Below are 20,398 nucleotides of genomic sequence, written 5' to 3' on the forward strand. Positions count from 1 at the left end.
CATCACATGGCTGAGCGCCGCGTCAACGTCGGCTGGGCCGAGGGCCTCCACGCCCGCCCCGCTTCCATCTTCGTCCGGGCCGCCACGGCCGCAGGCATCCCCGTGACGATCGCCAAGGCCGACGGCAACCCCGTCAACGCGGCCTCCATGCTGGCCGTGCTCGGCCTGGGCGCCCAGGGCGGCGAGGAGATCGTCCTCGCCTCCGACGCCGAGGGTGCGGACGTCGCCCTCGACCGGCTGGCCAAGCTGGTCGCCGAGGGTCTCGAGGAACTCCCCGAAACCGTCTGAGCGCGTCGCCATATTCAGTGAAGGGCTCGTCCGAATTACCGGGCGAGCCCTTCGCATTTCCCGTCGACGGGCAGCGGAAATAATCCCCTGCGAATTACCCCCTTCTTTGTATACGGCCCCCGTGTTAATGCCGCAGGCCCGACATGTTTACGGGAGGTTGCGAAGTTCTCACACGGTCGGCCCGCTCCGCACCGACGGTGAAACGCAGTCGGTGCGCCGGCGTCGAGCGCTCGGTGTGCAGCGCCGTGATCGCCCGCGCGCGCTCCCCGTCCCCGCGCGTCACCGCGTCCACGATCGCGCCGTGCTCCGCCCAGGACTCCATCGGGTCGGCCGGGGCGTCCACCGTGTACATCCAGGCGATCTTGTGGCGCAGCTGGGTGAGCATCGACGTCAGGGCGGGGCTTCCGGAGGCCTGCGCGAGCGTCTCGTGGAACCAGCCGCCCAAGGAGCGCAGATCGTCACTGCTGCCCCTCCTGGCCCGCTCCTGGCCCAGCCGGACGAGTCCGCGCAGCACCTTCAGGTGAGCCTCGGTGCGCCGCTGGGCGGCCCGGGAGGCGCCGAGCGGCTCCAGCAGCATGCGCATCTCCAACAGGTCGCCGGCCTCCTGCTCGGTCGGCTCCGCGACGCACGCGCCGGCGTGCCGCCGCGTGACCACGAAGCCCTCGGCCTCCAGCGTGCGAAGCGCCTCCCGGACCGGGACACGGGAGACGCCGTAGCGGCGGGCGAGGAGTTCCTCGGTGAGGCGGCTGCCGCGCTCGTAGACGCCCGCGACGATGTCGTCCCGAACGGCCGTGCACACCGAGTGCGCCGGAATACGCATGACGGACCTCCGCCTTAATCCCCGTGAAACGTCGACGATTGACGTGTGTTCAGCGACTCTATTGCAATGAACGGGAATTTCCGATGGCGAGCCGGAATCCATGGATATTTTTTGGACAGCGGGCCCCGGGAAACGGCAAAGCCCCGGCCGAAGGGCCGGGGCCGTACGATCTGCCGTGTGCGTCGTCAGACGTTCACGCCGTGCTTACGGAGATAGGCGACCGGGTCCATGTCCGAGCCGTAGTCCGGCGTGGTGCGGGCCTCGAAGTGCAGATGCGGGCCGGTGACGTTGCCGGTCGCACCGGAGAGGCCGATGCGCTGCCCCGGGGTGACGTGCTGTCCCACCGACACCTCGATCGACGACAGGTGGCCGTACTGGGTGTACGTCCCGTCGTTCATCCGGATGACGATCTGGTTGCCGTAGGCCCCGCCCCAGCCGGTCTCGACCACGGTGCCGGAGCCGACCGCGTGCACGGTGGTGCCGCTGGCGGCGTGGAAGTCGATGCCGGTGTGGCTGCCGGAGGACCACAGCGAGCTGCTGGCCTGGTAGCCGGTGGAGACGTAGGAGCCGGTGATCGGGATCACGAAGGTGTTCAGGCGCTTGCGCTCGGCCTCACGAGCGGCACGCACGCGCGCCTCGCGCTCCTCCACGGCCTTCTTGACGGCGGCCTGCCGGGCGGCCTCCTCGAAGGCCGCCTGCTTCTGCACGGCGACCTGGTCGTCGATCTGCTCGACGACGGACTCGCCGGCGGTGACGACGGGGATCAGCCCGGTCTGCTCGGGGACGGGCTCGGCGGCGAAAGCCGGGGCGGAGGCGACGGTGGCCATCACACCGGTGGTGGTGAGCGCCGCGACGCCCGCCGCGCGGGCCGTGGTGCGCTGCATCCGGCTGGGCCGACGATGCTTCCCGGTGGCGCAGGTGAACGCCATGAAGTCAGCGGTGTCCTTTCCTTCCCTCTCGCCTACCGGGTTAGCTGACGGGTTCGGAGCAGGAAGGTCTCCTACGGACCCCCTCGCCTGCGCGCGGGCGTCCGATTCACCCCAGGGACTTCACAAGTGGGTCCCCGGCTCCCCTGGCTCGCGCCATGCGGGGACTCGGCGATGACTGTCCGGTGCCGCGGGTGCGGCGCAGTGCCTGACGAACAGCCCGGATGACGCTAAGCGGGACGGGTTTCAATCCTCAAACGAATCACGGGTTTTGTAGCGCATGCCACAGCACAGACGGGTGTCTCCGCCCCAATTCGGACACACGGAGGTCTCAATTCCCACACGCGGGGGCCCTGGTGGCGTGCATGCCGACCAGGGCCCCCGCGCGCGTGCCGTTGCCGGGCTACTCCGCGGAGACGACCTTCACCGCGCCGATGCCGAGGGCCTCGACCGGCTCCTTGATCTGCGCCGCGTCACCCACCAGGACCGTCACCAGCCGGTCCACCGGGAAGGCGTTCACGGCCGCCGCGGTGGCCTCCACCGTGCCCGTCGCGGCGAGCTGCTGGTACAGCGTCGCCTGGAAGGCGTCGGGCAGGTGCTGCTCCACCTGGTCGGCGAGCGTGCCCGCCACGGCCGCGGCGGTCTCGAACTTCAGCGGCGCCACGCCGACCAGGTTCTGCACGGCGACGTCCCGCTCGGCGTCGGTCAGACCGTCGGCGGCGAGCGTGCGCAGCACCTTCCACAGGTCGTCCAGCGCGGGACCGGTGTTGGGGGTGTCGACGGAGCCGCTGATGGCGAGCATCGCGGCGCCCGAGCCGTCCGGCGCGGACCGCAGGACCTGCCCGAAGGCGCGGACGCCGTAGGTGTAGCCCTTCTCCTCGCGCAGGACGCGGTCCAGGCGGGAGGTCAGGGTGCCGCCGAGGCAGTACGTGCCGAGCACCTGCGCGGGCCACACGCGGTCGTGCCGGTCGGCGCCGATCCGGCCGATCAGCAGCTGCGTCTGGACGGCGCCGGGACGGTCCACGATGACGACCCGGCCGGTGTCGTCGGCGGTCACCGGCGGCACGGGCCGCGGCTCGGCCGCGGAGCCCGTCCAGGCGCCCAGGGTGTCGCCCAGGAGCGCCTCCAGGTCGACACCGGTGAGGTCGCCGACGATCACGCCGGTGGCCGTCGCCGGGCGGACGTGCCGGTCGTAGAAGGCGCGTACGGCGGCGGAGTCGATCTTCTCGACGGTCTCCGCGCTGCCCTGGCGCGGGCGCGACATGCGCGTGCCGGCCGGGAACAGCTCCTTGGAGAGCTCCTTGGCGGCGCGCCGGGCCGGGTTGGCGAGCTCGTGCGGGATCTCGTCCAGGCGGTTGCGGACGAGGCGCTCCACCTCGCTGTCGGCGAACGCGGGGGCGCGCAGGGCGTCGGCGAGCAGACCGAGGCCCTTGGCCAGGCGCGAGGCCGGCACTTCGAGGCTGAGGCGGACGCCGGGGTGGTCGGCGTGCGCGTCCAGGGTGGCGCCGCAGCGCTCCAGTTCGGCGGCGAACTCCTCGGCGGAGTGCTTGTCGGTGCCCTCGGAGAAGGCGCGCGCCATGATCGTGGCGACGCCGTCGAGACCGGCCGGTTCGGCGTCCAGGGGCGCGTCGAGGATGATTTCGACGGCGACGACCTGCTGGCCGGGGCGGTGGCAGTGCAGGACGGTCAGGCCGTTGGCCAGCGTGCCGCGCTCGGGCGCCGGGAACGCCCACGGCTTGGCCTCGCCCGCCGGGGGCTGGGAGTGGAAGTCCATCGTGGCGAGCTCGGTCACCGGGCCGCCTCCTCGTTCTCGTCCTGGTCGGCGGGGGCTTCGGCGGCGGTCGGCTCGGTCGGCTCGTAGACGAGCACCGCGCGGTTGTCGGGGCGCAGGCGGGCCTTGGCGACCTCCCGCACCTCCTCGGGCGTCACGTCCAGCACGCGCTGGACGGCGGTGAGGGCGAGCTGCGGGTCGCCGAACAGGACGGCGAACCGGCACAGTTCGTCGGCGCGGCCCGCGACCGTGCCGAGGCGGTCGAGCCACTCGCGCTCCAACTGGGCCTGCGCCCGCTCCATCTCCTCGGCCGTGGGGCCCTCCTCGGCGAACCGGGCGAGCTCCTCGTCGATGGCGGTCTCGATCACGGGCACCTCGACGTCGCCGGACGTCTTCACGTCCAGCCAGCCCAGCGAGGGGGCGCCGGCGAGCCGCAGCAGGCCGAAGCCGGCCGCCACAGCCGTACGGTCGCGGCGCACCAGTCGGTTGTACAGGCGGGAGGACTCGCCGCCGCCGAGGACGGTGAGCGCCAGGTCCGCGGCGTCGCACGCGCGCGTGCCGTCCTCCGGCAGCCGGTAGGCGGCCATCAGGGCGCGGGCCGGCACCTCCTCCTCGACGACCTCGCGGAGCTGCTCGCCGATCACGTCGGGCAGCCCGCCGTCACGGGGCGCGGGCTTGCCGTCGTGGCCGGGGATGGAGCCGAAGTACTTCTCGACCCACGCGAGGGTCTGCTCCGGGTCGATGTCGCCCACCACGGAGAGCACCGCGTTGTTGGGCGCGTAGTACGTGCGGAAGAACGCGCGCGCGTCCTCCAGCGTCGCCGCGTCCAGGTCGGCCATCGAGCCGATCGGCGTGTGGTGGTACGGGTGGCCGTCCGGGTAGGCGAGAGCGGTCAGCTTCTCGAAGGCCGTGCCGTAGGGGACGTTGTCGTAGCGCTGGCGGCGCTCGTTCTTGACGACGTCGCGCTGGTTCTCCATCGACTCGTCGTCGAGCGCGGTGAGCAGGGAGCCCATGCGGTCCGCCTCCAGCCAGAGGGCGAGCTCCAGCTGGTGCGCGGGCATGGTCTCGAAGTAGTTGGTGCGCTCGAAACTGGTGGTGCCGTTGAGGGACCCGCCCGCGCCCTGGACCAGTTCGAAGTGTCCGTTGCCCTTGACCTGGCCCGATCCCTGGAACATCAGGTGCTCGAAAAGGTGAGCAAGGCCGGTACGCCCCTTGACTTCGTGGCGTGAGCCGACGTCGTACCAGAGGCACACCGCCGCGACGGGGGTCAGGTGGTCCTCCGACAGCACCACGCGCAGGCCGTTGGCCAGCCGGTGCTCGGTCGCTGTCAGGCCCCCGGAGCCTGCCTGGGCTGTGGCCGTGTGACCCATGGGCATGTACGTCCCTTCCGATCGCGGACGCGGTCGTCGAAACCGCGGTTTTCCTGCCGGTCCTGCCACTGTATGCAAGCGTGCGGACGGGCGGCGAAGTTCCCGGGCGACGTACGCCGAGAGCGAGATCGCGTAGCCTGCGGGCAGCCGTGGAGGAGGTGCCTCTGCGTACGGGCCCGGACAGCCGACGCCGGGCCCTCGCCCGCTCTGTCAGTGCCACGGTCCACAATGGTCCGCATCAGATCCCGTCACACGCCCCAGCAAGGAGCCGGCAGCGATGGCCCGCCGCAGCACGAAGACCCCGCCGCCCGACGACTCGTACGAGGAGCGCATCCTCGACATCGACGTCGTCGACGAGATGCAGGGCTCCTTCCTCGAGTACGCGTACTCGGTCATCTACTCCCGCGCCCTGCCGGACGCCCGTGACGGTCTGAAGCCGGTGCACCGCCGCATCGTCTACCAGATGAACGAGATGGGCCTGCGCCCGGAGCGCGGCTACGTCAAGTGCGCCCGTGTCGTCGGCGAGGTCATGGGCAAGCTGCACCCGCACGGCGACGCGTCGATCTACGACGCCCTGGTGCGGATGGCCCAGCCCTTTTCCATGCGGCTCCCGCTGGTCGACGGCCACGGCAACTTCGGCTCGCTGGGCAACGACGACCCGCCGGCCGCCATGCGGTACACCGAATGCCGCCAGGCCGCGGCGACGAGCCTGATGACGGAGTCGATCGACGAGGACACCGTCGACTTCGCGCCCAACTACGACGGCCAGGAGCAGGAGCCGGTCGCGCTGCCCGCCGCCTTCCCGAACCTCCTGGTCAACGGCGCCTCCGGGATCGCGGTCGGCATGGCCACCAACATGCCGCCGCACAACCTCGGCGAGGTCGTCGCGGCCGCCCGCCATCTGATCCGCTATCCGGGCGCGGATCTCGACGCCCTGATGAAGTTCGTCCCGGGCCCCGACCTGCCCACCGGCGGCCGGATCGTCGGCCTCTCCGGCATCCGGGACGCCTACGAGAGCGGCCGCGGCACCTTCAAGATCCGCGCGACGGTGGCGGTGGAGACCGTCACGGCCCGCCGCAAGGGTCTGGTCGTCACCGAACTGCCCTTCACGGTCGGACCCGAGAAGGTCATCGCCAAGATCAAGGATCTCGTCGGCTCGAAGAAGATCCAGGGCATCGCCGACGTCAAGGACCTCACCGACCGCGCGCACGGCCTGCGTCTGGTCATCGAGATCAAGAACGGCTTCGTGCCGGAGGCGGTCCTGGAGCAGCTGTACAAGCTGACGCCCATGGAGGAGTCCTTCGGCATCAACAACGTCGCCCTGGTCGACGGCCAGCCGCTCACGCTGGGCCTGAAGGAGCTGCTGGAGGTCTACCTCGACCACCGCTTCAACGTCGTGCGCCGCCGCAGCGAGTTCCGCCGCACCAAGCGCCGCGACCGGCTGCACCTGGTGGAGGGCCTGCTGACGGCGCTCGTCGACATCGACGAGGTCATCCGGCTGATCCGGTCCAGCGACAACAGCGCGCAGGCCAAGGAGAGCCTGATGGAGCGCTTCTCGCTGTCGGACATCCAGACCCAGTACATCCTGGACACCCCGCTGCGCCGGCTGACCCGGTTCGACCGCATCGAGCTGGAGGCGGAGAAGGAGCGGCTCAACGAGGAGATCGCCGAGCTGACCCGGATCCTGGATTCGGACGCGGAGCTGCGCAAGCTGGTCTCGGCCGAACTGGCCGCGGTGGCGAAGAAGTTCGGCACCGAGCGCCGTACGGTGCTGCTGGAGTCCTCCGGCGCCACCGCCGCCGCCGTGCCCCTGCAGGTCGCCGACGACCCCTGCCGCGTGCTGCTGTCCTCCACGGGTCTGCTGGCCCGCACCGCGAACGGCGAGCCCTTCACCGAGGACTCGGAGGACGCGGACGGCCGTCGCACCAAGCACGATGTGATCGTCTCGGCCGTCCCGGCCACCGCGCGCGGGGAGATCGGCGCGGTCACCTCCTCGGGCCGTCTGCTGCGGATCAACGTCGTCGATCTGCCGCAGCTCCCCGACACCGCGTCGGTGCCGAACCTCTCGGGCGGCGCCCCGCTGGCGGAGTTCGTCTCCCTGGAGGGCGACGAGACGGTGATCTGTCTGACCACGCTCGACGAGTCGTCCCCCGGTCTGGCCATCGGCACGGAACAGGGCGTCGTCAAGCGCGTCGTGCCCGACTATCCGAGCAACAAGGGCGAACTGGAGGTCATCGGCCTCCGGGACGGCGACCGGATCGTCGGCGCCGTCGAACTGCGCACCGGCGAGGAGGACCTGGTCTTCATCACCGACGACGCGCAACTGCTGCGGTACCAGGCCGCGCAGGTGCGGCCGCAGGGCCGGCCGGCGGGCGGTATGACGGGCATCAAGCTCACCGAGGGCGCGAAGGTGATCTCGTTCACGGCCGTGGATCCCGCGGCGGACGCGGTCGTCTTCACCATCGCGGGTTCGCGCGGAACCCTGGACGACTCGGTCCAGACGACCGCCAAGCTCACCCCCTTCGACCAGTATCCGCGCAAGGGCCGGGCCACCGGCGGTGTGCGCTGCCAGCGGTTCCTGAAGGGCGAGGACTGTCTGTCCCTGGCCTGGGCGGGCCCGGTCCCGGCCAAGGCGGCACAGAAGAACGGCCTGCCGGCCGACCTCCCGGAGATCGACCCGCGCCGTGACGGCTCGGGCGTGTCGCTGCCGAAGACGGTGTCGGTGGTGGCGGGACCGGTCTAGGCCCCGGCCCCTCCGGCCTGCTGGAACGCGCCGTCCCGGGCTTCCGTGGACGGCGCGGATCCGCCGGGTTCCGCGGACGGTTCGAATCCGCCGGGTTCGTCGGGCTCCCCGAGGTCCTCGGGATCATCCGGGTCCTCAGGGTCCGCGGGGCCCTCGAGGCCCTCGGGGTCCTGTACGAAGCGCAGGACGCCCCACATGTCGTGTTCGCCGGCGGGTGGGGCGTCACTCACGCAGGCCTCCAGCGCCCCGCCGAGGGCGGCGGCGTCGATGCCGGAGCCGATCAGGACGAGCTCGGTGCGGCGGGAGTCGCCGGCCGGCCAGGGCTCCGGGCGGAAGCGGAGGAAGCGTCCGACGGCGTGCACGGCGTACCGGTTGGCCGGATCGTGCGGGCCGAAGTCGACATACCCCTTGATCCGGTACAGCCCGTCCGGCCGGCTGTCCAGGAACTCCATCAGCCGACGTGGGCCCAAGGGCACGTCGGAGGTGAAGGAGAGGCTGTCGTAGGCGGTGTGGAGATGGTCGGCGTGATCGTCCGCTCCGCGCTCGTGCAGGTCGTCGAAGGTGAGCTGCCCGACGCGCTCCTCACTCGGCCTGCAGTCGAAGAGGAACTCGGGATCGATGCGTCCGTACGTGGCCGGGACGACGGCGGCGCGGTCGGTCAGCGAGCGGACCAGCCCGAGGACCCGGCCGGCGTCGGGCGCGCGGTCGAGCTTGTTCACCACGACCAGGTCGGCCAGGGCGAGGTGACGGTCGATCTCCGGGTGCTTCACCCGGGTGCCGTCGAACTCGGCCGCGTCGACGACCTCGACGAGTCCGCCGTACACGATCCGAGGGTGCTCGCAGGCCAGCACCATCCGCACGAGTTCCTGCGGTTCGGCGAGGCCGCTGGCCTCGATCACGACGACGTCGACGCCCGCCGCCGGACGGACGAGCCGTTCGAGGTAGACGTCCAGCTCACTGGTGTCGACGGCGCAGCACAGACAGCCGTTGCCGAGGGAGACCGTGGAGTCGCCGAGCGCGCCGGCCACGGCCATGGCGTCGATCTCGATGGCGCCGAAGTCGTTGACGATCGCCCCGATACGGCTGCCTCCGCTGCGGTGCAGGAGATGGTTGAGCAAGGTCGTCTTGCCGGAGCCGAGGAATCCGGCGAGCACGACGACCGGGATCTGCTGCGGACTGCGGCTGTGTGACACGTACGACCTCTCTTGCGCCTGCGCGTGCGCCGGTTCGCGGCCCGGCGCACCCACGAGGATGGACTGCGGCCCAGAATACGAGCCGCGGAGGAACCCCACGAAGTGCACGTCCGCCGTGCGCCGTCGGCCCCGCATCCCCGCACCGGGACGCGCGGCAGCCAGGCACGACCCACGCTCGAACACCGTTGTCCACAGGCACGGAATCCACACCTGCGCTTGTGGATACCGTGATCCCCATGCGCGATCAGGAACCCGGCCACGGCCACCCCGAACGACGGCTGAGCACCAGGGAGGCCGCCGATCTGCTCGGGGTGAAACCCGACACCGTGTACGCGTACGTCAGCCGCGGCCGGCTGAGCAGCAGGCGCACGCCCGGCGGCCGGGGCAGCACCTTCGACGCCCGGGAGGTCGAGGCTCTCGCGCGGCGCACCAGGCGCGAGGGGGGCCCGGGTCCGGGGGCGGAGCCGTCCGTGCGCACGCATCTCACGCTCATCGACGCGGACCGCTACTACTTCCGGGGCGTCGACGCGGTCGACCTGGCCGCCCGGCACTCCTACGAGGAGGTCGCGGAGTGGCTGTGGACGGGACGGCTGCACGCCGGGGCCGCCTTCACCGCGCCCGAGGCGTCGGTGGAGGCCGCCCGCCGGGTCGTGGACGCGCTGCCCGAACACACAGGTCCCACCGACCGGTTGCGGGTGGCGGCCGTCGCCGCCGCGGCCGCGGACCCGCTGCGTTTCGACCTGTCCGAGGAAGCTGTGCTCGCCACCGCGCGCGTGCTGATCCCCACTCTGGTCGCCGCCCTGCGTCCGAAGCGACTCACCCACCGCGACGGGGGCTCACTCGCCGGCCGTCTGTGGGGGCGGCTCAGCGGGCGGCCTGCCGGCGAGGCGCAGCTGCGCGTTCTCGACATGGCTCTCGGTCTGCTCGCCGACCATGATCTCGCCGCCTCGACGCTCGCGGTGCGCGTCGCCGCCTCGGCTCGCGCGCACCCCTACGCGGCCGTGTCCGCCGGCCTCGGCGTGATCGAGGGACCGCTGCACGGCGCGGCCGGTGGGCTCGCCCACCGCATGCTGCTCGACGTGCTGGACCTCGGCAGCGCCGGGCCCGTGATCGCGCAGGAGCTGCGGGCCGGACGTCGCGTCCCCGGCCTCGGTCACCGGCTCTACCCCGGCGAGGACCCGCGCGCGCGAGCCCTGTTCGCCCTCCTGGAGGAGATTCCGGAGGCCGCGCCCGCCCTCGCCGCTGCCCGGGACGTCGTGGCCACCACCGCCCGCCACGCGCCGCTGCACGCCAACGTGGACCTGGCGCTCGCCGTCCTCACCGCGTCGAGCGGCATGGAGGCCTCGGCCGCTGAGACGATCTTCGCCGTCGCCCGTACGGCGGGCTGGATCGCCCACGCCCTGGAGGAGTACGGCGAACGCCCCCTGAGGATGCGCCCGAGCGGACACTACGTGGGCCCGAGGCCGCCCCAACCGCTGCCCGGGTGAGGGGCCGGCCGTCCGGGGCGAGACGGGCACGACGGCGAGCCGTCCCGGGCGCGACGGGCACGCCGACCAGGCGACCGAGTGCAGCCGCGAAGGACGGCGAGCCGGATCCCGGCGGACGCTCCGCCACGGCCCGCCGTTTCGTCTGCCGGATCCGGAAGGCCGGTCGTCCCGGTCGTCACGTCCCGGGGGGCTACGCGTCGCGCAGGCGAGGCGTAGCCCCCGCAACCGCACGCGCGGGTGCGCGCACCCGCGCGGCCGCGGCAGACGGCGGCCGTCCGACCGGGCCGTAGGCCGTTCCGAGCCGAGTCAGGTTAGGCTCACCTCTGTGAGTACGTGCGCGACCGTCTCGCGGGACCTCGACGAGCCCCTCTCCGGAACCGCGGCCACGGCAACCACCTGGCTGCTCCTGGAGCAGCCCGGCCCCTGGGGCGCCAGAGCGCTGGTCTCCAGCCACCTGGATCCCTCCCTGGGCCGCGCCTTGGAAGCGGCCGCGCACGGCACCGGGGTGCGTGTCGCGCTCATCCGGCGTCCCGGCCGCCACGCGGACTTCGGCGGTCCGGCGCTCCGGCAGGTGTACGCGGCCCACACCGTCCCCGGCCGGGTGTGGCTGCACGGCGCCACGACCCACGATCCGCACCGGCTGCTGGACCTCGACTTCGCCGCGCTCGGCCGGGGCGAGCACCGCACCTTCGACGACGCGCTGCGGGGCGGACCCCACACGGGCGACCCGCTCGCCCTCGTCTGCACGAACGGCAGACGCGACCGCTGCTGCGCGCTCCTCGGCCGTCCGCTGGCCGCGCAGCTGGCCGCCTCCGGGGTAGGGGGCGCCTGGGAGGTCACCCATCTGGGAGGCCACCGCTTCTCCCCCACCGTGCTCGTCCTGCCGCACGGATACGCGTACGGCCGCGTCGGGGCCCACACCGTCGAGGACGTCCTGCACGGTGTCCAGGAGGGCCGGATCGTCCTGCAGGGCTGTCGGGGGAGCTCCGCCTGGGAGCGGCCCGGCCAGGCGGCGGAGCTGGCGGTGCGCGCGGCGACCGGCGAGGACGCGGCGGAGGCGCTGAGCGTCGTGCGGACCGCCGGGGGCGCGCCTCGCTGGGAGGTGACCGTCGCGCACAGGGACGGACGCCACTGGGAGGTGGCGGTGGACCAGAGCGCTTCGTCGCCGCCCCGGCCGGAGAGCTGTGGAACGTCGGTCCTCGGAGCGCCCGCGCGGATGGATGTCGTGGCCGTGCGGGAGCTGACGGGCGCGGCGTCGACGGGATGAGCGCCCTCTGAGCAGGGGTGTCCCGGTGCGCGGCCGCGTCGTCCCGGCGGACGTGCCGCGCTCCGTGCCGGTGCAGCCGAACCGTTTCCCCTTGAGCGAGTCAAGAGATCCACACCACCCGCCCCTACGGTTGCGCGGCACCGTCCACGTACCGTCTTGGGTATGAGCCCCACTCCCCCCGCTCGTCGCCTGCGCCTCGGAATGCCGCGGCGCATGTTCTCGCAGCTCCTGCTCATGCAGCTGGCGATCGCCGCGGGAGTCGTGGTGCTCGCCACCGGACTGTTCCTCGCCCCGCTCAGCAACCAGCTGGACGACCAGGCGATGCGCCGCGCGCTGGCCATCGCGCAGACGACCGCGGCGGTCCCGCAGATCGCCGAGGACCTCCAGCGTTCGCGGCCGACGGTCGGCGGGCCGGTGCAGCGGGAGGCCGAGCGGATCCGCAAGGCCAGCGGCGCCGAGTACGTCGTCGTGATGGACCTGAACGGCATCCGCTGGTCGCACAAGGACCCCGCCCAGGTCGGCGGCCATGTCTCGACGGACCCGCGTCAGCCCCTGAGCGGCCGGGACGTCATGGAGATCGACAGCGGCACCCTGGGCCGCTCGGCACGCGGCAAGGTGCCGCTGCGCGACGACCGGGGCAGGATCGTCGGCGCGGTCTCGGTCGGTATCGAGTACGACAGTGTGCGCGCCCGTCTCATCCACGCGATCCCGGGACTGTTCGCCTATGCCGGAGGCGCGCTCGCCGTGGGTGCGCTGGCCGCCTGGATCATCTCCCGGCGGGTTCAGCGGCAGACCCGTGACCTGGCCTTCTCGGACATCTCCGCCCTGCTCGCCGAGCGCGAGGCGATGCTGCACGGCATCCGGGAGGGCGTCGTCGCCCTGGACCGGGCCGGCCGCGTCCGCCTGCTCAACGACGAGGCGCAGCGCCTCCTGGGCATCGGCGACGAGGCCGTGGGCGGGCTGCCCGACGAGGTGCTCGGCGAAGGGCGCACGGCCGACGTGCTGGCCGGCCGGGTGACCGGCACGGATCTGATCGCCGTCCGGGGCCAGCGCGTCCTGGTCGTCAACCGCATGCCCACCGACGACGGGGGCGCCGTGGCCACGCTGCGCGACCGCACCGAGCTGGAGCAGCTCGGCCGGGAACTCGACTCGACGCACGGTCTCATCGACGCGCTGCGGGCCCAGGACCACGAGCACGCCAACCGTATGCACACGTTGCTGGGCCTGCTGGAACTGGAGATGTACGACGACGCCGTGGAGTTCGTCGGCGAGGTGGTCGGCGATCACCGGGCCACCGCGGAGCAGGTGACCGAGAAGATCGGGGATCCCCTGCTCGCCGCCCTGCTCGTGGGCAAGGCGACCGTCGCGGCCGAGCGGGGCGTCGCCCTGTGGGTCTCCGACCGGACCCGGCTGCCCGACCGGCTGGTCGACCCGCGCGGACTGGTCACCGTCGTCGGCAACCTCGTGGACAACGCGCTCGACGCCGTCGCGGGCAAGCCGCACGCGCGCGTGGAGGTCGAACTGCGCACCGAGGGCCGTACGGCCGTGCTGCGGGTGCGGGACACCGGCCCCGGCATCCCCGCCGAGCAGCATGAGTTGATCTTCACGGAGGGCTGGTCCACGAAGAAACCGCCGGCGCACGGCAAACGCGGGATCGGACTCTCCCTGGTGCACAGGCTCGCCGAGCGACAGGGCGGCAGTGCGACGGTGGGCGAAGCGGCCGGCGGGGGCGCCGAGTTCACCGTCGTCCTGCCGGAGGCGCTGACCGAGCCCGGCCCCCAGCCGGGTCCGCCCGGTCCGCGGCCCGGCTCGGAACGCGCCATGGCCGCACCGGCGACGGGCGCCGCCGAGGAGGGGCCGTGATGATCGAGGTCCTGGTCGTGGACGACGACACCCGGGTCGCCCGCGTCAACGCCGCCTATGTCGGGAAGGTGCCCGGGTTCCATGTCGTGGGCGAGGCCCACAGCGCGGCCGAAGCGCTGCTCCGGCTGGAGACGCTGCCCCGCGTGGACCTCGTCCTGCTGGACCACTACCTGCCCGACGAGACGGGTCTGGCGGTCGTCCAGGAGATGCGCCGGCGCGGCCACCAGACCGACGTGATCATGGTGACTGCCGCGCGGGACGTCGGGACGGTGCAGGCCGCCATGCGCCAGGGCGCGCTGCAGTATCTGGTGAAACCGTTCGCCTTCGCCGGACTACGGGCCAAGCTGGAGGCGTACGCGGATCTGCGCCGCACCCTGGACGGCGGCGGCGAGGCCGAACAGGCCGATGTCGACCGGATCTTCGGCGCCCTGTCCGCCCCTTCGGAGCCCGGCCTGCCCAAGGGGCACTCCCCCACCACCGCCGAACTCGTACGCCAGTCGCTGATGAGCGCCGAAGGGCCCCTGTCGGCCCAGGAGATCGCCGACCGGACGGGGGTGAGCCGGCAGACCGCCCAGCGCTATCTGAAGCTTCTGGAGCGCACGGGAAGGGCCCGTCTGACCCTGAAGTACGGCGACGCGGGCCGCCCGGAACACCGTTACGTGTGGGCGACCCGCGCCTGAGGCGCTCGACCGTCAGCCCGTCGCCTTCTGGACGAACTCGGTGGTGTACGTCTTGTCGAGGTCCACCTCGGCGTTCTGGATGTTCGGGTTGAACGCCTTGAGGACCTTCTCCACGGTCTCGGGGCCGTTCTTGGGCATCACGCCGTCCTTGGTGAACATGGGCAGCGTGTTCTTGATGGCCACCGCGTACAGCATCTTGTTGCCCTGCGAGTAGTCGGCAGGCATCTTGCCGGCGATGTCGCTCGCACTGTGGGTGGACATCCACTTGAGCGTCTTGACGAATGCATTGGCCAGCTTCTGGACGGTGTCCTTGTGGCTGTTGACCCAGCTCGTCTGCATGTACAGGCTCGACGACGGGTACGGTCCGCCGAGCGCCTCCTGGGAGCCCTTCGGCGTCCGCATGTCGAGGAGGACCTTGCCGGCCTTCTTGTCCAGGATCGTCGCGACGGTCGGATCGGTCGTCATACCGCCGTCGATGGCGCCCTGCTGCAGCGCCGCGATGAACGTCGGCCCCGCGCCCACGGCGACCGGGGTGAACTGGCTGACCTTCACGCCGTTCTTGACGGCGAGGTACTTGGTGAGGAAGTCGGTCGAGGAGCCGAGGCCCGTGATGCCGAGCTTCTTGCCCTTGAAGTCCTTGGGCGAGGTGATGTCGCCCCCGGCCTTCGTCGACACGATCTCCACCTCACCGGGCGCATGCGAGAACTGGACGACGGACTCCACCTCCTTGCCCTTCACCTGGAGGTCGAGGGTGTGGTCGTAGAAGCCGACGGCGCCCTGCACCTGGCCGGAGACGAGCGCGGTCTCGGCCTGCACACCGGCCGGTTCGCTCAGCAGCTCGACGTCGAGTCCCTCGGCGTCGAAGTAGCCCAGCCGCTGGGTGAGCATGGCGGGCAGGTAGATGACCTTGTCCAGGCCGCCGACCATGATCTTGACCTTGGTGCCCTTGCCGTCGCCCTTGGTGTCGGCGCCGCTGGACGCCGAGGCGGCGTCGTTGGCACAGGCGGTGAGCGAGGAGAGGCCGAGCAGGCCGGCGGCGGCCACGGCCGCGAATCTGGCGGTTGTGCGCATGGCGGGGTTCACGTCCTTGTGAGAAGGCGATGCGGAGCATGGGGAACGGCGCGCGGGAGGAACGGCGCGTGGGAGGAACGGCGCGGGAAGGAGGTCACCGGGGGCGTTCCGGGGGCTTTCGAGGAGGGTCAGCCGTCCGAGCCCGACGGCTTCCAGCGGAAGATGCGGCTCTCGGCGAAGGTCAGCAGCCCCTCGGCGACCAGGGCGACGACGGCGAGGATGACCATGGCCGCGTACACGCCGGCCGCGTTGAAGGTGCCCTGCGACTGGGCGACGAGCAGCCCGATGCCCTTGGTCGCGCCGATGTACTCGCCGACTATCGCGCCGATGAGGGCGAAGCCGAAGCTCACGTGCAGGCTGGTGAAGATCCAGGAGGTGGCGGACGGGATGACCACCTGGAGGGTCACCCTGCGGTCGCTCGCGCCGAGGATGCGGGCGTTGGCGACCAGGTTGCGGTCGACCTCGCGGGCACCCTGGAAGGCGTTGAAGAAGACCGGGAAGAACACCAGGACGACGGCCGAGGCGACCTTGGAGGCCGGGCCGAGCCCGAACCAGATCACGAAGATCGGGGCCAGCACGATCCTGGGTATGGAGTTGAGCACCTTGATGTATGGACCAAGAATGTCGGCGAGAAAGGTGATCCGCCCCAGCGCGATGCCGCACACGACGCCGGCGACCACGCCGATGATCCAGCCGAGCAACGCCTCGTAGAGCGTGTACCAGATCTGTTCGCCCAGTGAGCCGAGCGCGGTTCCGTGCGTCAGCCAGGTGTAGATCTGATCCCAGATCTTGCTCGGCATCGAGAAGTTGAACGGATCGATGACCTTGGCGCGGGACAGCCCCTCCCACAGGGCGAGCACGGCGACGAGGAGCAGGACGCGGAACACCGTGACGACGATCTTGCGTCTGCGTGCGGCACGTGCGCGCGAGCGGGCGCGATCCGGCGCCGGGACCGCGTCGGCCACCGGTGCGCTGAGGAGATCAGGCGACATGAGCGGCACCTCTTTCGCGGGTGATGCGGACCTCTTCGCCGAGGGACTCCCAGATCTCGCGGTAGATCTCGATGAACCGCGGTTCCAGGCGCACCGACTCGACCTTGCGCGGCCGCGGCAGGTCGATGTCGAAGACCTGCTTCACGGTCGCGGGACCGGCGGTCATCACGACGACCCTGTCGGCCAGCGCGATGGACTCCTCCAGGTCGTGGGTGACGAACACGACGGAGGCGCCCGTGCCCTCCCACAGTTCGAGCAGCTCGTCCGACATCAGTGCCCTGGTCTGTACGTCGAGCGCGGAGAACGGCTCGTCCATGAGCAGGATCTCGGGGTCGTTGACGAACGTCGCGGCGAGGGCGACGCGTTTGCGCTGGCCGCCGGAGAGCTGGTGCGGGTAGCGGTCCTCGAATGCGGCGAGTCCGACCCGGGCGAGCCACTCACGGGCCCTGCTCTTCGCCTCCGCCTTGGGCACCCCGCGGAAGCGGGGGCCGGCCATGACGTTCGACAGGACCGTGCGCCAGGGAAAGGTCGCGTCCTGCTGGAAGACGAAGCCGACCTTGTCACCGACGCCACGCACGGGCTGCCCGGCGACCAGGACCTCGCCCCGGGTGGGCTCCTCCAGCCCACTGATCAGGGTCAGCGTGGTGGACTTCCCGCAACCGGTCGGTCCGACGACGGCCACGAACTCGCCGTGACCGACGGTGAGGTCGAGTTCCCGCACGGCGGTGTGCGGAGCTCCCGACGGGGTCCTGAAGACCTTGCTCGCGCCCCGCATCTCGATGGCGGGGCTGGTGTGTGCGCTCATGGCCGGGGACGGTAGAGGTGACCTGCGAGACAGCATCAGCCTTCTGAGCGCATGCGCTTCTTTTGCCTGCAAAGGCCTGTTGTGCTCGTTTTGCTCGCGCTACAACAGCGAGGCCGGAACGCGGGCTCGACGCCCGCCCGGCCCTCAGGAGAGAGGCCCCATGATTGACGTCCTGGTGGTGGACGACGACTTCCGTGTCGCCGAGATCAACGCCAAGTACGTGGGAAAGGTTCCCGGATTCCGGGTCGCCGCCCGCGCCCACAGTGCTGCCCAGGGGCTCGCCTCCGTGCAGCGCGGGAACATCGACCTGGTCCTGCTCGACCACTACCTGCCCGACGGGACCGGTCTCGACCTCGTCCACCGCATGCGGGAGCAGGGCCACGGCACCGACGTCATCATGATCACAGCGGCCGGCGACGTGACGACGGTGCAGACCGCTATGCGGCTGGGCGCCTTGCACTACCTGGTCAAACCCTTCACGTTCGCAGCGCTGCGCACCCGCCTGGACTCCTACGCGGCGCTGCGCCGCACGGTCGACCGGGTCGGCGGCCACGGCGTCGCCGGACAGGAACAGGTCGACCGCATCTTCGGCGCCCTGCGCACCGGCCCGGGGCCGTCCTCCCCAGGCCTGCCGAGCGGTCACTCCGAACCCACCGCCGACCTGATCTGCACCGTCCTGCACCGCGCGAGCCACCCGCTGTCGGCCCACGAAGTCGCCGCCGAGACCGGCCTCAGCCGCTCCACCGCCCAGCGCTACCTCCGCCAGCTGGAACAGGCCGGACGGCTGCACCTCTCCCTCCGGTACGGCGACACGGGCCGCCCGGAACACCGGTACGCGTGGGTTGCGCCGTAGCCGTGACTCGGCACACCCGGACGACACGACGACCGGCGGGTCCGTCGTCCATCGCCCGTCACGCGGCCCCGGCCCCGGTCAGCGACCGCACCTCGGTCTCCGCGTGCTTGGCCTCGTCCGCGATCTCGGTCGAGGTCACGGTGCCCAGCCAGCCCGCCACGAAGCCCAGCGGGATCGAGACCAGTCCGGGGTTCTGCAGGGGGAAGTACTGGAAGTCCATGTCCGGGAAGAGCGACTCGGGACTGCCCGACACCACCGGCGACAGCACGACGAGCGTCAGGGCGGGGATCAGCCCGCCGTACACCGCCCAAACGGCGCCCCGGGTGGTGAAGCTCCGCCAGAACAGCGAATACAGCAGGGCCGGCAGGTTCGCGGACGCGGCGACGGCGAAGGCCAGCCCGACCAGGAAGGCGACGTTGAGATCGCGGGCCAGCAGGCCGAGACCGATCGCGACCACACCGACGCCCACCGCGGCGACCCGCGCCACCGTGACCTCGCTGCGGGGCTCGGCGTCCCGTCGGCGCAGCGAGGCGTACAGGTCGTGCGCCACCGAGGCCGAGGAGGCAAGGGTGATGCCGGCCACGACGGCGAGGATCGTGGCGAAGGCGACGGCCGTCACGACCGCGAACAGCACCGTCCCTCCCGTGGAGTCTGCGCCGCCCCCGAGGTCGAGTGCCAGGAGGGGCACCGCGGTGTTCCCGGACGCGTTCGAACCGCGCAAGGCCTGCGGGCCGACGATCGCCGCCGCGCCGAAGCCGAGCACGATGGTCATCAGGTAGAAGCCGCCGATCAGGCCGATCGCCCAGACGGTGGACCGCCGGGCGGCCCGTGCGGTCGGCACGGTGTAGAAGCGGGACAGGATGTGCGGCAGACCCGCCGTGCCCAGCACCAGCGCGAGCCCCAGACTCATGAAGTCGAACCGCGCGGTCCAGTCCCCGCCGTACTTCAGCCCGGGGGCCAGGAACGCGGCGCCGTGTCCGCTGCGCTCGGCGGCGGTGCGCAGCACCTGGTCGAAGTCACCGTGGAAGCGCACCAACACGAGCACGGTGAGGACGACCGTGCCGCCGAGCAGCAGCACCGCCTTCACGATCTGGATCCAGGTGGTGGCCCGCATCCCTCCCAGCGACACATAGACGACCATGAGCGCGCCGACCCCGATGACGGCCCAGGACCGTGCCGCCTCGCCCGTGTTGCCCAGGAGCAGTGCGACCAGACTGCCCGCGCCCACCATCTGTGCCACCAGGTAGAGAACGGACACGGTGACCGAGGAAGTTCCCGCCGCGATGCGCACCGGACGCTCGCTCATGCGCGCGGCGACCACGTCGGCGAGGGTGAACCGACCGCAGTTGCGCACCAGTTCGGCGACGAGGAACAGCACCACCAGCCAGGCGACGAGAAAGCCCACCACGTACAGCAGCCCGTCGTACCCGAACAGCGCGATGAGCCCGGCGACGCCCAGGAAGGAGGCGGCCGACATGTAGTCGCCCGCGATGGCAAAACCATTCTCTATCGGGGAGAACAGCCGTCCGCCTGCGTAGAACTCCTCAGCCGAACCACGTCGGTTGCGGCTCACCCAGGTGGTGATCCCCAGTGTCACCGCGACGAAGACGCCAAACAGCAGCAACGCCGGAGCCTGATGGTTGCCGGTCACGACACACCGCCTCTCGCTCCGCGGGTCAGCTCCTGGGTGTCCCAGCGCAGTTCGAGCGCCGCCCGGTCCCGACGCAACCGCGCGTGGCGGGCATAGGCCCAGGTGAGCAGGAACGTGCTGAGGAACTGCCCGAGGCCGGCGAGCAACGCCATGTTCACCGCCCCCACCACGGGCCGCGCCATCAACCCGGGCGCGGTCGTCGCGGCCACGACATAGGCCACGTACCAGAGGAAGAACCCGAGGACGGCGGGCAGCACGAAGCGCCGGTACCGGCGACGGACTTCCTGGAAGGCCGCGCTGCGCTGCACCTCGAGGTAGACCTGGGCCGCCGCGGCGGCGCCGGGCTCCCGCTCCCGGCGGGCCGCCGGCACCTCGCCCTCATGCGGGCCTGCAGCTGCCGACTCGCCCCAGCCGGAGGCGAGAGCGTCGTACCACGGGTCCTCGTAGTGCAGGTCCCCTGCCGCCTCGCCGAATGCCCGGCCCAAATCTTCGTGCTGCGCACGCGCGTGCGACGTGGGAACGCCGGTCTCGGCACCGTCCCCGTCAGCACGGGCACGACCGTTGCTTGACTGCATGCCCAAGGATGGACAGAACGGGAAGATCCCTGACTCTTCTTCC

17 protein-coding genes and 1 riboswitch are annotated in these 20,398 nt (G+C 71.5%); of the genes, 7 read left to right on the plus strand and 10 right to left on the minus strand.

From position 1 onward, the window contains the following. The first annotated feature begins 6 nt into the window (after positions 1-6). On the plus strand, positions 7-288 hold the full coding sequence (locus Sri02f_RS37845; RefSeq protein WP_069767459.1) for an HPr family phosphocarrier protein: 282 nt from the start codon (positions 7-9) through the stop codon (positions 286-288). A gap of 124 nt (positions 289-412) precedes the next feature. Here Sri02f_RS37845 and Sri02f_RS37850 read toward each other — a convergent pair whose 3' ends face one another. From Sri02f_RS37850 to Sri02f_RS37865, 4 genes are all read right to left on the minus strand, one after another. Continuing rightward, complete coding sequence (locus Sri02f_RS37850; protein WP_109005838.1) at positions 413-1,108, minus strand: GntR family transcriptional regulator; 696 nt, start codon at positions 1,106-1,108, stop codon at positions 413-415. Positions 1,109-1,293: 185 nt separating this feature from the next. Further along, a complete protein-coding gene (locus Sri02f_RS37855) occupies positions 1,294-2,037 on the minus strand; it encodes a M23 family metallopeptidase (protein ID WP_109005839.1) in 744 nt (247 codons plus the stop codon). A gap of 14 nt (positions 2,038-2,051) precedes the next feature. Next, positions 2,052-2,218: riboswitch (cyclic di-AMP (ydaO/yuaA leader) on the minus strand. A gap of 219 nt (positions 2,219-2,437) precedes the next feature. After that, entirely contained in the window at positions 2,438-3,826 is a 1,389-nt protein-coding gene (locus tag Sri02f_RS37860) for a M16 family metallopeptidase (protein ID WP_109005840.1), read from the minus strand. Next, positions 3,823-5,181: a M16 family metallopeptidase gene (locus Sri02f_RS37865; RefSeq protein WP_109005841.1), complete on the minus strand. Its 1,359-nt coding sequence runs from the start codon at positions 5,179-5,181 to the stop codon at positions 3,823-3,825. Before Sri02f_RS37865 ends, Sri02f_RS37860 begins: the two co-directional genes overlap by 4 nt. Positions 5,182-5,452: 271 nt before the next feature. Here Sri02f_RS37865 and Sri02f_RS37870 point away from each other — a divergent pair, with 271 nt between their 5' ends. Next, positions 5,453-7,918 (plus strand): DNA gyrase/topoisomerase IV subunit A, encoded by a 2,466-nt coding sequence (locus tag Sri02f_RS37870; protein WP_109005842.1) that lies wholly within the window; start codon positions 5,453-5,455, stop codon positions 7,916-7,918. Here the strand turns inward: Sri02f_RS37870 and Sri02f_RS37875 are convergent. Then, positions 7,915-9,111, minus strand: coding sequence for a CobW family GTP-binding protein (locus Sri02f_RS37875; RefSeq protein ID WP_245970965.1), 1,197 nt, complete (start codon positions 9,109-9,111; stop codon positions 7,915-7,917). The two genes, Sri02f_RS37870 and Sri02f_RS37875, sit on opposite strands and share 4 nt — an antisense overlap. Before the next feature lie 236 nt (positions 9,112-9,347). Between Sri02f_RS37875 and Sri02f_RS37880 the strand changes: the two genes are divergently transcribed. The 4 genes from Sri02f_RS37880 (at position 9,348) to Sri02f_RS37895 (ending at position 14,408) form a co-directional block, all read left to right on the plus strand. Continuing rightward, positions 9,348-10,598 carry a citrate/2-methylcitrate synthase gene (locus Sri02f_RS37880; protein WP_109005844.1) on the plus strand — a complete coding sequence of 417 codons (1,251 nt, stop codon included), beginning with the start codon at positions 9,348-9,350 and terminating at the stop codon, positions 10,596-10,598. Positions 10,599-10,923: 325 nt separating this feature from the next. Continuing rightward, a complete protein-coding gene (locus tag Sri02f_RS37885; protein WP_109005845.1) occupies positions 10,924-11,865 on the plus strand; it encodes a ferredoxin family protein in 942 nt (313 codons plus the stop codon). A 162-nt stretch (positions 11,866-12,027) separates the two neighbouring features. Then, the gene (locus tag Sri02f_RS37890) at positions 12,028-13,728 is read left to right on the plus strand and encodes an ATP-binding protein (RefSeq protein WP_245970966.1); all 1,701 of its coding nucleotides are present in this window, start codon (positions 12,028-12,030) and stop codon (positions 13,726-13,728) included. Next, the gene (locus tag Sri02f_RS37895) at positions 13,728-14,408 is read left to right on the plus strand and encodes a response regulator (protein WP_109005846.1); all 681 of its coding nucleotides are present in this window, start codon (positions 13,728-13,730) and stop codon (positions 14,406-14,408) included. Before Sri02f_RS37890 ends, Sri02f_RS37895 begins: the two co-directional genes overlap by 1 nt. Before the next feature lie 12 nt (positions 14,409-14,420). On the opposite strand, the gene Sri02f_RS37900 is transcribed toward Sri02f_RS37895, so the two are convergent. The 3 genes from Sri02f_RS37900 to Sri02f_RS37910 form a co-directional block, all read right to left on the minus strand. Next, complete coding sequence (locus Sri02f_RS37900; RefSeq protein ID WP_109005847.1) at positions 14,421-15,479, minus strand: ABC transporter substrate-binding protein; 1,059 nt, start codon at positions 15,477-15,479, stop codon at positions 14,421-14,423. A gap of 128 nt (positions 15,480-15,607) precedes the next feature. Next, positions 15,608-16,471: an ABC transporter permease gene (locus tag Sri02f_RS37905; protein ID WP_109005848.1), complete on the minus strand. Its 864-nt coding sequence runs from the start codon at positions 16,469-16,471 to the stop codon at positions 15,608-15,610. Continuing rightward, entirely contained in the window at positions 16,461-17,276 is an 816-nt protein-coding gene (locus Sri02f_RS37910) for an ABC transporter ATP-binding protein (protein ID WP_109005849.1), read from the minus strand. Before Sri02f_RS37910 ends, Sri02f_RS37905 begins: the two co-directional genes overlap by 11 nt. Positions 17,277-17,436: 160 nt before the next feature. On the opposite strand from Sri02f_RS37910, the gene Sri02f_RS37915 reads away from it, so the two are divergent. After that, positions 17,437-18,129: a response regulator gene (locus Sri02f_RS37915; protein WP_109005850.1), complete on the plus strand. Its 693-nt coding sequence runs from the start codon at positions 17,437-17,439 to the stop codon at positions 18,127-18,129. Between the two features lie 58 nt (positions 18,130-18,187). On the opposite strand, the gene Sri02f_RS37920 is transcribed toward Sri02f_RS37915, so the two are convergent. Both Sri02f_RS37920 and Sri02f_RS37925 read right to left on the minus strand, forming a co-directional pair. After that, positions 18,188-19,780 carry a monocarboxylic acid transporter gene (locus Sri02f_RS37920; RefSeq protein WP_109005851.1) on the minus strand — a complete coding sequence of 531 codons (1,593 nt, stop codon included), beginning with the start codon at positions 19,778-19,780 and terminating at the stop codon, positions 18,188-18,190. Then, the gene (locus Sri02f_RS37925; protein ID WP_109005852.1) at positions 19,777-20,355 is read right to left on the minus strand and encodes a DUF485 domain-containing protein; all 579 of its coding nucleotides are present in this window, start codon (positions 20,353-20,355) and stop codon (positions 19,777-19,779) included. Before Sri02f_RS37925 ends, Sri02f_RS37920 begins: the two co-directional genes overlap by 4 nt. Positions 20,356-20,398 lie beyond the last annotated feature (43 nt).

The sequence above is a fragment of the Streptomyces rishiriensis genome, from assembly GCF_003112535.1.
GTDB lineage: Bacteria > Actinomycetota > Actinomycetes > Streptomycetales > Streptomycetaceae > Streptomyces > Streptomyces rishiriensis.